Origin of the sequence: Aureisphaera galaxeae (genome assembly GCF_028561275.1) — a bacterium.
GTDB classification, from domain to species: domain Bacteria; phylum Bacteroidota; class Bacteroidia; order Flavobacteriales; family Flavobacteriaceae; genus Aureisphaera; species Aureisphaera galaxeae.
Map to the genome: position 1 here is coordinate 44,934 of NZ_JAQQTF010000007.1, position 11,305 is coordinate 56,238.

At 42.1% G+C, this 11,305-nt stretch carries 13 protein-coding genes; 2 read left to right on the top strand and 11 right to left on the bottom strand.

All coding sequences use genetic code 11. The annotated features are described in order from the left end of the window. Positions 1-5: 5 nt before the first annotated feature. The 7 genes from POV27_RS13390 to porW all read right to left on the bottom strand — a co-directional run bounded on the left by POV27_RS13390 (position 6) and on the right by porW (position 5,718). The gene (locus POV27_RS13390; protein ID WP_272863294.1) at positions 6-506 is read right to left on the bottom strand and encodes a F0F1 ATP synthase subunit B; all 501 of its coding nucleotides are present in this window, start codon (positions 504-506) and stop codon (positions 6-8) included. Positions 507-588: 82 nt separating this feature from the next. After that, positions 589-813, bottom strand: a complete 225-nt coding sequence (gene atpE / locus POV27_RS13395) for an ATP synthase F0 subunit C (protein ID WP_087523796.1) — start codon at positions 811-813, stop codon at positions 589-591. Between the two features lie 35 nt (positions 814-848). Then, the gene (gene atpB / locus POV27_RS13400) at positions 849-1,967 is read right to left on the bottom strand and encodes a F0F1 ATP synthase subunit A (RefSeq protein WP_272863295.1); all 1,119 of its coding nucleotides are present in this window, start codon (positions 1,965-1,967) and stop codon (positions 849-851) included. Between the two features lie 84 nt (positions 1,968-2,051). After that, a complete protein-coding gene (locus POV27_RS13405; protein ID WP_272863296.1) occupies positions 2,052-2,459 on the bottom strand; it encodes a DUF6168 family protein in 408 nt (135 codons plus the stop codon). Continuing rightward, positions 2,456-2,677, bottom strand: a complete 222-nt coding sequence (locus tag POV27_RS13410) for an AtpZ/AtpI family protein (RefSeq protein ID WP_272863297.1) — start codon at positions 2,675-2,677, stop codon at positions 2,456-2,458. The genes POV27_RS13405 and POV27_RS13410 overlap by 4 nt, the downstream gene beginning before the upstream one ends. Positions 2,678-2,680: 3 nt before the next feature. Then, positions 2,681-3,130: a bactofilin family protein gene (locus tag POV27_RS13415; protein ID WP_272863298.1), complete on the bottom strand. Its 450-nt coding sequence runs from the start codon at positions 3,128-3,130 to the stop codon at positions 2,681-2,683. A 5-nt stretch (positions 3,131-3,135) separates the two neighbouring features. Continuing rightward, the gene (porW, locus tag POV27_RS13420; protein ID WP_473087681.1) at positions 3,136-5,718 is read right to left on the bottom strand and encodes a type IX secretion system periplasmic lipoprotein PorW/SprE; all 2,583 of its coding nucleotides are present in this window, start codon (positions 5,716-5,718) and stop codon (positions 3,136-3,138) included. A 187-nt stretch (positions 5,719-5,905) separates the two neighbouring features. On the opposite strand from porW, the gene POV27_RS13425 reads away from it, so the two are divergent. Then, positions 5,906-6,955 (top strand): ferredoxin--NADP reductase, encoded by a 1,050-nt coding sequence (locus POV27_RS13425; RefSeq protein ID WP_272863300.1) that lies wholly within the window; start codon positions 5,906-5,908, stop codon positions 6,953-6,955. A gap of 6 nt (positions 6,956-6,961) precedes the next feature. Here the strand turns inward: POV27_RS13425 and POV27_RS13430 are convergent, their stop codons facing one another. From POV27_RS13430 to POV27_RS13440, 3 genes are all read right to left on the bottom strand, one after another. After that, positions 6,962-7,996 (bottom strand): glycosyltransferase family 9 protein, encoded by a 1,035-nt coding sequence (locus POV27_RS13430; RefSeq protein ID WP_272863301.1) that lies wholly within the window; start codon positions 7,994-7,996, stop codon positions 6,962-6,964. 31 nt (positions 7,997-8,027) lie between these two features. Next, positions 8,028-8,639, bottom strand: a complete 612-nt coding sequence (locus POV27_RS13435) for a DUF4254 domain-containing protein (RefSeq protein ID WP_272863302.1) — start codon at positions 8,637-8,639, stop codon at positions 8,028-8,030. Between the two features lie 94 nt (positions 8,640-8,733). After that, positions 8,734-9,660: a DUF6427 family protein gene (locus POV27_RS13440; protein WP_272863303.1), complete on the bottom strand. Its 927-nt coding sequence runs from the start codon at positions 9,658-9,660 to the stop codon at positions 8,734-8,736. 40 nt (positions 9,661-9,700) lie between these two features. Here POV27_RS13440 and POV27_RS13445 point away from each other — a divergent pair, with 40 nt between their 5' ends. After that, positions 9,701-9,961, top strand: coding sequence for a DUF6341 family protein (locus tag POV27_RS13445; protein WP_272863304.1), 261 nt, complete (start codon positions 9,701-9,703; stop codon positions 9,959-9,961). Between the two features lie 52 nt (positions 9,962-10,013). Here POV27_RS13445 and purD read toward each other — a convergent pair whose 3' ends face one another. After that, positions 10,014-11,285, bottom strand: coding sequence for a phosphoribosylamine--glycine ligase (purD, locus tag POV27_RS13450; protein ID WP_272863305.1), 1,272 nt, complete (start codon positions 11,283-11,285; stop codon positions 10,014-10,016). Positions 11,286-11,305 lie beyond the last annotated feature (20 nt).

Here is an 11,305-nt window from a genome sequence, read left to right on the forward strand (position 1 = left end):
CTTTCTTAGTTTAATTTGGCGTCTCCCAACATGGACTCAACCAACTTCAACTGCTTGTCTTTGTTGGATAGTTCTTCCTTCACTACTTTTTCTGCAATCTCAACAGATAGGGAAGCCACTTGGTTTTTAATATCGGCAACAGCTGCCTTCTTCTCACTTTCGATAGCTGCTTTGGCATTGGCGATCATCTTATCGGCTTCTCCTTTCGCCTCTTCTTTGGCATCGGAGATCATCTTCGCCTTCAACTCACGCGCTTCCTTCATCATGGCATCTCGCTCTTCTCTTGCTTCTTTAAGCAACTTCTCATTGTCTGCCTGAAGATTCTCCATTTCGTGCCTTGCTTTTTCGGCAGCATCCAATGCATCCTTAATACCATCTTCACGGTCATTCAATGCCTTAAGGATCGGTTTCCAGGCAAATTTTACCATTAAAAAGATAAGAATAAGGAATAGGACGGTTTGCTTAACAAACAGGTCTAGCGAAAAGTTTTCTAATAATTGTTCCATTCTATATAATTCTTTAAAACTGTTTTTTTAATAATCATTTCCCTACAACCAACCGTTGCAGGGAAATGATCTAATTTTAGGATTACTTTCCTAAGAAAATCGCTGCAAAAGCCAAACCTTCCAAAAGTGCCGCGATAATAATCATCGCAGTTTGAATTTTGTTAGTCGCTTCTGGTTGACGAGCGATTCCTTCCATTGCACCTCTACCGATTTGACCTAAACCGATACCAGCACCGATCACGATAAGACCAGCACCAACTAGGTTAGGAACCAATGAAGTAGCTTCTTGAAGAATTGCTAAAGACATAATTAATATATATAGTTAAACAATAAAATTAACGTTTAGTGGTGCTCCCCTTCTTCTACAGCCATACCAATGAACAACGCCGATAGCATTGTGAAAATGTAGGCTTGTAGGAAAGCAACCAACACCTCAATAAGTGTAATGAACATGGATAATACCAATGACAAGGCCGTAGACCCTGCCCAATGCATTTCTTTTTGCATGGTAATACCAATGGCAACCAAACTCATTACTACAATATGCCCTGCTGTAATGTTCGCAAACAAACGAACCATGAGGGAGAACGGCTTAATAATAAGTGTTCCCGCCAATTCAATAAGGGCTAAAAGAGGGCGCAACAAGTATGGTACTCCTGGCATCCACAGCTGGTGGCTCCAGAAATGTCCATTACTAGATGCTAAATAAATAATCAAGGTAAAAATGGCAAGAGCGGCTGTTACAGCCAACTGTCCTGTTACATTAAATCCGAACGGCATAAGCCCAACCATGTTCAAAATCCAGATAAAGAAAAACACAGTCATTAAGTACCCAGTAAATTTGCGGTACTTATGACCAATATTTGGTTTTGCAATCTCATCACGCACATAGATCACAAGCGGCTCTAGCACACGACCAAAACCTGTTGGAATCTGCTTTGTTTTATATTGTTTTCCTAATCTAGAAAACCATAACAACATAAGAAGTCCAATCAGAATAATTCCGAAAACACTTTTGGTGATGGAAAGATCGAAAGGTTTGGTAGCATTTACAGGATGGTGATCTGCATCGAACTCTACGCTAGTAGCTCCTGCATTCAGTTCATAGATTACCCCATGATTTTTTACGAAGCGGCTGTTTCCTCTTTCAACAATCTCCTTTCCGCTATCATCATGGTGAAATGCAGAAGACATAAAAGCTGTCAATCCATTTTCTCCCCAGAGAATCACAGGAAGCCCAAAGCCTACGTGATGTTCTTTACCACCAGAAAAGTAGGAAAACAAATGAAAATCATGTGAATCCTTGGTGTGATGAACAATGTAATCGGTAATTTCTTCAGGGGTGTTGACGGGGTCTCCGTGCTGGGCTTGGTCCTTGTCTTTATCATCCTTTGCAAAAGCGGTAAATGAAACCAGAAAAATAAGACTTATCGACGCTAGAGTTCTTAATGTTACCTTCATTCCTTTTTTTACTTCCTTTATTATCAAATAGTGAAGTTCTAAAATTCGGCGCAAAGGTAGGTATTATTTTCCGAGTAGAATACCTTATTCAATCATTTTTTTAAGGGTTCTTTTTTTTAATATCCCAGACAAGAAAATGACCTCAAAAAACAAGGTGAAAAACATGGGTGTTAATAGGCTAATTCCTTCGGTTTTCGTTAGCGATCCGGCACTGAAAAAATCCTTGTAAAAGAAGATGGAAAATGCAATGATCTTAATCGCAACAGAAGTCAAATACAAAAAGCCAATCTGATCACTGAGTTTTTCCTTTCCCGAAAGAACATAAAAGAGCAGGCATAAGGCTACCGAAAAAACTCCTAAGAAGATATATACCTCCCTCAGCGAAAAGGATAGGGCAACATCAGAGCTTACCAAGAGATACTCATGGAAGTAATAGGCAAGTACAAAAACCAATAGGAAACTACCTATATATATAATTGCCAGTTTCTTCACTTGTCGTTGGCATTGAATTTATTGATGCGATAAACAACCGAAAACATGGCTCCAAACACAGCTAAAATCGTAATGGTTTCTTCTAGAAAAGTGGTTTCAAATTTTTTGTCCAACCAAACTCCGAGTAGGTTACCCAAATATATAATTAAACCCATCTGTAAGCCAATTCCTGAGAATATGGCCCAGTTCTTTAAACCTTTGGGGTTCTTTTTGGACACAATTTAGTTCGCCTGCTCGGAAGAGGCCTTTTTTAACCGTTGCTGACGGTCATACGGGCTGGGTTTGTCCTTGTCCGCCGAAGGATTGCTTTTCTTAGAACCGTGCATGCTACAAGAAGCATTGAAGGTAGCGCCTGGCTCTACGGCCAATTTACCCACCACAACTTCGCCTTCTATATGCGCGGTCGACTTTAGGGTTAGGGTTCCGGAAACATCCAAATTACCCTCGAAACGGCCTTCAATGTCCGCATTTTCGCAGGTAAGCTTTCCTTTAATGATTCCCGATTTTCCCAAAACCACTTTAGAAGGTTTGCTAATGGTTCCTTCTACGATTCCGTCTATTCTAAAAAATCCGTCGGAAACGATGTCACCCGTGAATTTTGTTCCTTCGTTAATCCTGTTTTGGCTTGCTGATGGTTCCATAGTTTTTCTGTCTTTTTTTTCTGAAAACATTGTAGTTAATTTTGGGGATTACTGTTTTCCTCTTGCGTATTGACAGCACTGCTTAGGTACGCATCTAAGTTCTTGTGAATCTGTACAATCTTGTAATGAGGGGATGCAATTTCAAAATAAGGATGGTCGATCCTATACTCTTTCTTCTCTTTCAAAACTTCTGCAAATCCTTTTCCTCCCAATTTGGTATTCAATCCGTGAATGATCACAAATAAGGTGTTGGGATCGTAGTAATCTATAGAGGTAGACATGTCAAAATAATTGTATTCCTTAATGGCTTCATCCAATTTTGCCTGAAGCGCATCGGCTTGTTCTCTTTCTTCGGTAGTAAATTGATATACTACTTTCCACTTGGCATTCTCCTTGGGCGTATTAAATTGCTTCACAGACAATTTAGGAAGAATGGTATTGTAAATCTCCTGTGCCTGCTTTCCTTCTTCCGCTTGTGGGTAGTTCAAAGCGATGAAGTTTAAGGCTTTCTTATATGCCTCGAAACCGTCCTTACGCGCCAGTGCCGTGGCCTTCAACATCTCCAGTTTGGGAACGATCTCATTCCCTGTGTAAATGGTGATGTATTCATCGGCCGTGTCGATCACGTATTGATACTTCCCAGCCTCGAATTCCTTGTACAAGGCTTTGTATTTAAACTCCGGACTCGATTCGTCGGTAGCCAATTGTACATTCGGATTTCGTAGTATTTCCGCATAGCGGGAATCCGGATGATTGGTAAGAATATCGTTCTTCCATTTCTCGGCCATAGCCGTGTTCTCGGTCAATTCGTAAATCTTGAATAGATTGTATTTTGAAGGTAACACCAAACGGTCTTCTGGGCCATATCCCAATAGGGTTTCCAATCGATTGGTCGCCAAATCGTACTCACGGAATTTTTCCTTGTAGATAAGCCCTAATTGATAGTAGGCAAAATTACGATCGCCTGTAAGGCTATCGATCACCTTAGGGTCCCTTGGAATCTTATTAAGATAGGTTTCGGGGTCGAATCGCTCGTTATCGGCAATGGGCTCTATAGACTCCAATTCCTCTTGCCCCTGAAAGGTCCCTGCTCTTCTGGAAGATACTCTCCATCCATCGGTCAACTTTCGCTCTCCCCAGATCTTTCGGAATTCACCTCTACCATAGGCAACGGTCGTACTGTTATAGAAATAGAATTTACCTCCTCCTTGGCCGTCTTTATCTCCTCCCAACGAGGTATTCTTTTTGTAAAACTCTTGATTGGCAATACGTTCATCAACCTCGGCTTGGGCGATAGAATCGGCAATTGCTTTTTCACGAAGCTTCGTGGTATACTCGGTAAAAAATGCCACTTGCTCCGCTTCACTCATAGCAGCAATTCTCAAAATGGAATCGTTTCTGTTGGCGATAAGCTCGTACTTAATAACATCGTCAAGGTTCTCCCTTTTCTTCTTCACGCGTCTCCATTGTCTTGTTTTTGGCTCCAAGAACGTTAGCGTACTATCGTAGTAAGCACCGGCTCTTTGGTACAAGGCACGATCAAAATTGATCTCCGCCAAAGTGGAATAGTTAATCGACTGTAATATACGGTCGTTGGCATAGTTTTGAATGGATTGGTTGTAGTAAATAACCGCCGTGTCGATATTCTCGGTATTGCGGTAATACTCTCCCATCGCATTGTAGATAATATCCTTGAAGGGACGGTTTTCACGATCTTCTTCCAAATCTTGAAGTAGCTCCAAGAAAGCGATTCGGTCCCCTTTTTCATAATCGAAATTCCGACCTTGTTTAATGTAGGACTGAATCATATAAATACGTGGCGACTTTCGGTTCAAGTCGATCACTTCCTGATAGGCCATATTGGCACTATCCTTTTGTTCCAAATAATCGTAGATCTGCCCCTTAATGAAAGAATAACGACCTTTCAACTCATTGTCCTTTACATATTCGGAAGCCAGTTTAATGTGTGGTAAAGCCTCTTCAATAGAATCAAGATTAATATACGCCTGTGCCATAATCGCAGAGGCATCGGCAGCATCTTCGTCGCTCAATCCTTCTTTTTTAAGCAGTTCTGCCAACTCTTCCAAAGCACCTTCCTCATTGCTCAACCTAATGTTGGTCTTCGCCTTCCACATCCTTGCTTTATTGATGCTGTTGCTCGTAGGGTATCTATTCAAAATAAAATTGAATGCGTCCTGTGAAGCGACAAAGCGCTCATCGTAGTAACGCGCTTTCCCCAAAAGCATATAGGCCTCATCTATCTGTGGATTGTACTCTTTCCCGTCGATGTAAATGGAATGCTTCTGAATGGCCTTTGCAGCCTTTTCCTCAGCACGGGTGAATTTAGATTCGGTTTTAGGTTTTTCACCAGGCTTAGTGATTTTCTTCTTTATCTCGATACGTTCTACCGGAAGGATCTCCCAGAAATTGTCCCTGAAAGTCTGGGCCAGTTGGAGCTTTCCTTCATCGTAAGCTACTCCACCATTGTAGAGCGCATTGTACTCGGCAGTAACCGCATGATAGTTGCGGCTCATAAATGTATTTTTCTTTCTCGAACAAGATGCGAGCAGGATAACCGTAACTAAAAGTATCGTAATTTTTTTCGCGTACTTCAACATTCTTTAGAATTCTATGATACTGTAACTTAAATCCTTTGTTTTTAGTATGTACAACCCCCCAAAGGAAACGTAAAAATACGTTTCTTTTTGACATGACTGCTGAATTTGGTTAAAATTTGCCTCCGTTTCGAATTTTGGAGGCCTTAAGGACAAAAATTCCTTCGTACTTTTGCCAAAATTTTTTGCTATGAGCGAATTCCATTTGCTACCCATTTCTGAAATTGAAAGAGAAACCCCAAACGCGGTTTGCATTACCTTCGATATCCCTACCCAACTTACCGACACATTTGCCTTTAAAGCAGGACAATACATCACCCTAAAGGCCCAACTGAATGGCAAAGAGGTGCGTAGAGCCTACTCTTTGTGTAGTAGCCCTAAGAGCGGCACCTGGTCCGTAGGTGTGAAAAAGGTAGAAGACGGAACCTTTTCGGTATATGCCAACGACGTTTTGAACGTAGGGGATTCCCTGGAAGTCATGGCGCCACAAGGACATTTCGTTTTCGAACCTCAAACAGAAGAAAGTAAGCACTACGCTGCATTTGCAGCAGGAAGCGGAATTACCCCAGTACTTTCCATTGTAAAAGATGTGTTGGAGCGGGAACCCCAAAGTCGTTTTGCGCTGGTGTACGGAAATAAAAGCAAGGAAGAAACCATGTTTTGGGAAGCCTTAGAAGACCTAAAGCAACAGTATCCAGACCGTCTTATTGTTGAATATATTTTCAGCCAGAGTGAGGAGAAAAATGCCATGCGTGGTCGTATAGATCGTTCGGTGGTGAATTACTTACTGAAGAACAAGTTCCAGGATTATAACTTTGATAGCTATTACCTCTGTGGTCCAGAAGCCATGATCGATACGGTGACCCAAACCCTTCAGGACAGAGGCGTTTCAAAGGAAAGCATCCTTTTCGAACTCTTTACTTCTTCGGATGAAGGGGAACTTACCGAATCGCATGAGGGCACTACCGAAATCACCGTTATCGTTGACGATGAAACCGAAACCTTCACCATGTCCAAAGAAGAAAGTGTCTTGGACGCTGCTTTGGATAAGGATCTCGATCCTCCCTATTCCTGCCAAGGAGGGATTTGTAGTTCCTGTATCGCAAGGGTAAAGGAAGGAAAAGTAGAAATGCGCAAAAATCAGATCCTAACGGATTCCGAATTGGAAGAGGGCCTTATCCTAACCTGTCAATCGCATCCTACCACGCCTAAGTTAGTGGTAGATTACGACGATGTATAAAAGCTTCTAAAGGATTTCCCGAAGTTTCTGCACCACCCTTTCCGAAGGGACGCTCTTCATCGCATCTTCATAACCTTCGGGGTATTTGTTTCCATATACCGAAGTTGGGATCATAGGAAATTGGTTTCTATCGGCCATTAATTGATAATCATCGGGCTGATTGAAAGGAACGAACCCTGCATAGGGATGGGTTACGCCCCACAAAGTGACCACCGGCACACCATACATGGCGGCCAAATGTCCATTCGCACTGTCCATAGCTAGCATCAGATCTAAATTGGAGATAAGAGCCAACTCTTCTTCAAAAGTTAGTGTTCCTGCCACATTGGTTACCGAGGTAAATTGCGAAGCCAATTCTTTGAGCTGTTTCTCTTCTTCTGCACCACCGCCAAAAAGCATGATCTTATAATCCCCCAAAACATCTAATTCCTGAATGACTTCCTTCATCTGTCCCAAAGGATACATTTTGCTGGAATAGGCAGCGAAAGGAGCAATCCCAATGCATTTTTTGGGCTCCGTCCCAATAAGGGTTAGCAATCTGGGCGTTAGTTTTTCACGTTCCGGAAATTGATGGGCAGAGAGATCGATGGGTATATTCAACGAAGCAAAAACATCTGCATAACGTTGGTGCATCGACTTGAGCTTTACCAATCCCATGCCTTTGGCATTGGTGAGTTTTTTCTTCTCTTGTCTCCCTTTGTCCAAGGTAACCGAAGGAATTCCACTGAAAGACAAAACACGCGTTACCACTTTCGATCGAATGACATTATGTAAATCGGCCACATGATCTATCCCCAAGCGCTTCACTTCCTTAGCCAATCGCCAAAGACCGAAGAACCCTTTGTGCTTTCCTTTGACCTCGGCCTCCTTAAAATTCACATTGGGAATATTGGAAAACAGCGGTTCAAATTGTTTTCTGGAAAGTACCGTTATCCTAAGTTCTGGATAGGTTGCTACCAGCACCCTAAGTATGGGAACAGTCATAGCTACATCCCCGAGTGCAGAAAGCCGGATAACGAGAATGTGTTTGGGAGTTTTCATCTTGGGTATGAAAGCGACCTGAAAGACCTGCCTATTTCTGGCCCCTTAGCACAGGATTCAATTCGTCGTCGTTGTACATCTTCATCTGCTTGTACACTTTCATGTACTTTCTTCCATGAGCGATGTCGTCCAATAATTGCTGAATGGCCGTGCTCAAATCCACACGTTGCTCCAACAATACATCTAATTTTTTCTGACAGGCAGCACGGTGTTCATCGGAGGCATCGTCGCGAGTAGCCTCTTCGTTCATGTGGTATACCTTTAAGGCCAAAATAGAAAGACGATCTACTCCCCATGCAGGACTTTCGGTGTTGATCGTCGCATTTTCTTGCACCTCAACATCGCCGTATTGATCCAAGAAATAACTATCGATATACTCTACCATATCGGTACGGTCCTGATTGGAGGCATCGATTTTACGCTTCAAGTCCAAGGCTGCCATGGGATCGATATTGGGATCTCTAATTATATCTTCGTAATGCCACTGAACGGTATCGATCCAACACTTTCTATACAAAAGATGTTTAAGCAAATCCGAATCCTTATCGTAAGCATTTGTAAAGGGCTGATAAGGATCATCTACAATGTGATAGGTGTCTATTACTTCCTTGAAAATGGTATTGGCAATTTCTGTGAATGTCATCTCTTTTGTATAAACGTGTCCAAAAATAAATTAGGTGGCAAAGGTACCACATTTTACAGTAGGATGCAGCAAGTACAGAAAGGTTCCTTATGCATTAGGAAATGAAAAAACGCAGGAAGGGCAACAACAGGAATACCCATAACAAGATCTCCTTAAACCACTTTTCGGAATCGTGCTCCACATAATTGGCGAGTATGATTGCCATAGGGGCAAAAGCGAACAGGAATTCGGCCGTGTTTTTGGCTTCCGAACCGAGAATGATCACCAAACATACCAACAGCAGCACAACGACCAACATATAATTGGGTCTTTCCTTTTTTTGGATTCGGGATAAAACACCCATCCTATTAAACAAGGCCCAAATGAGAGATCCTGTAATAAAAGCGACACCTATCAATGAAGTTTTACGTCCGTAAGTCGAAAAATCTAAAGAAGGCGTTTTAAAAAGATCGGACAACCATGCAAAGTTATCCTCAATTAAAAGGTGGGCGGCCATGGCAATGAGGATCACCGCCAAAAGACCTACCAGTGGAATAAAGAAAAATCTCAGCTTCGTTATGGGCATGATGAATATGGCCCATTGCAGCCCCAATAACATGATAATGCTGGGAGGGTACAGAAATGTCGCGATGGCAATCCAAAGGGAAGCGTCCAATATTTTGCGTTCATTGTTCTTAAGGGACTGTAAACTAAATATTCTGCGCATGGCAAATAGTAGGCAGACTTGAGCCCCCACCATTTTTATTTCTGAAAAAACATCTGGGAAAAAACATACCAAGGATGCGAACAACAGAATGGTAAATGCGTTGATTTGTGCGAGACCGTTCTTCCGTACGATAAAATCCAATAGGAAAAGGGAAAACACCAATAAGAGAGCGGTTATTGCCGTTTCTCCCAACTCGAGGAGTTGAAAATCGCTTCCTTTTTCAATAAAAAACCAAAGGGTGGCGAACAACAAAAGGTACAGGCTTACAATAAGAAAATTTAATGGTCCGGATTTCCTGAAAAAGCTTGTAAGCATGTAAGTTTATTTCTATTTTTGTACCCCTAAAGATAAAGATATGTCCTTAAAAGAAATTTTTTACGGAATACAGGATTTTACCGAAGCTGTGTTATTTGCACCTTTCAATGCGTTGCGTTCATTGGAATTGGAGAACTGGTGGGGAGCAAATGTCATGTCATGGGTATTTACCTTAATCGGATTCGTCGCTTTTGTGTATTGGATGAAAGAACTTAAGAAGTTCAATGATAACAACGAGGAAGACAGAACCCAGATTTCACACTCCTTCTTAGGAAAAGACTCGGATTTAAGCCGTTCATAATACTAAAAAGCCCCTCGATGAGGGGCTTTTTTAATGCTTTCTTTTTTGGGTTCTACAGATCGAACCCTATGTCCTTTCGGAAATACATCTTGTCAAAAGATATCTCATCCAAGTTTTCATACGACTTTTCCAATGCCCTTCTAAAGTCCTTATCCAAAGAAGTCACTGCCAACACCCTTCCTCCACTGGTCACCACATTTCCATTGCTAATGGTTGTCCCTGCGTGGAAAACAATCGACGTTCCTATACGTTCTATACCGGTAATTTCCTTCCCTTTTTCATACGCCTCTGGATACCCCCCGGAAACGGCCATTACAGTAGTAGCAGCACGTTCGTCAATTTCCAATGCAACGGCATCCAGACTTTGAGTCGCGGTAGCTTCCAATAAACTCACCAAATCGGTTTTAATGCGCGGCAATACAACTTCGGTTTCTGGATCACCCATTCGTACATTGTATTCGATAACAAAAGGATCCCCATCTACCTTGATAAGGCCAATGAAAATGAATCCCTTGTATTCTATTTCTTCTGTCTGAAGTCCATTCACTGTAGGTTTTACAATACGCTCCTCGATCTTTTGCATAAAGGCCTGGTCGGCAAAAGGAACAGGGGAAATGGCACCCATACCACCTGTGTTTAGTCCTGTATCACCCTCGCCAATGCGCTTGTAGTCTTTGGCCGTAGGTAGGATTTTGTAGTTTTTCCCATCGGTAAGCACGAACACACTCAATTCTATACCATCCAAAAACTCTTCAATCACCACCTTTTCACTGGCAGCACCAAATTTTGAATGGGTAAGCATGTTTTCCAATTCGGTTTTGGCTTCATTCAAATCCTTTAGGATCAGTACCCCTTTTCCAGCAGCCAATCCATCGGCTTTCAACACATATGGCGCTTGTAGGGTTTCTAAAAAGGCCTTTCCTTCTACCAGGGTATCGGCGGTAAAACTTTGATAGGCCGCCGTTGGGATTCCGTGTGCACTCATAAATTCCTTGGCGCGTTCCTTGCTTCCTTCCAACTTCGCTCCATTGGAAGAAGGCCCAATGACCATTACATTTTTTAATGCCTCATCATTTGCGAAGAAATCGTAAATACCTCTCACCAATGGATCCTCAGGACCCACCACTACCATGTGGATGTTTTTCTCCTTCACAAACTCTTTGATGGCCGGAAAGTCGTTCACACCTATGGGAACATTCTGGGCTATTTTGTCGGTTCCTGCATTTCCGGGAGCTACATATAAGTTTTCCGAACGAGTACTTTCGCAAAGCTTATACGCAAATGCGTGTTCTCTTCCTCCCGATCCTAATACCAAAATGTTCATGATAGACTGTTTAAATTTTA

Bases quoted from the DNA above. Each gene is read 5' to 3' on its own strand.
- POV27_RS13390 (WP_272863294.1), bottom strand. From the start codon at position 506: ATGGAACAATTATTAGAAAACTTTTCGCTAGACCTGTTTGTTAAGCAA.
- atpE (WP_087523796.1), bottom strand. From the start codon at position 813: ATGTCTTTAGCAATTCTTCAAGAAGCTACTTCATTGGTTCCTAACCTA.
- atpB (WP_272863295.1), bottom strand. From the start codon at position 1,967: ATGAAGGTAACATTAAGAACTCTAGCGTCGATAAGTCTTATTTTTCTG.
- POV27_RS13415 (WP_272863298.1), bottom strand. From the start codon at position 3,130: ATGTTTTCAGAAAAAAAAGACAGAAAAACTATGGAACCATCAGCAAGC.
- porW (WP_473087681.1), bottom strand. From the start codon at position 5,718: ATGTTGAAGTACGCGAAAAAAATTACGATACTTTTAGTTACGGTTATC.
- POV27_RS13425 (WP_272863300.1), top strand. From the start codon at position 5,906: ATGAGCGAATTCCATTTGCTACCCATTTCTGAAATTGAAAGAGAAACC.
- POV27_RS13430 (WP_272863301.1), bottom strand. From the start codon at position 7,996: ATGAAAACTCCCAAACACATTCTCGTTATCCGGCTTTCTGCACTCGGG.
- POV27_RS13435 (WP_272863302.1), bottom strand. From the start codon at position 8,639: ATGACATTCACAGAAATTGCCAATACCATTTTCAAGGAAGTAATAGAC.
- POV27_RS13440 (WP_272863303.1), bottom strand. From the start codon at position 9,660: ATGCTTACAAGCTTTTTCAGGAAATCCGGACCATTAAATTTTCTTATT.
- POV27_RS13445 (WP_272863304.1), top strand. From the start codon at position 9,701: ATGTCCTTAAAAGAAATTTTTTACGGAATACAGGATTTTACCGAAGCT.
- purD (WP_272863305.1), bottom strand. From the start codon at position 11,285: ATGAACATTTTGGTATTAGGATCGGGAGGAAGAGAACACGCATTTGCG.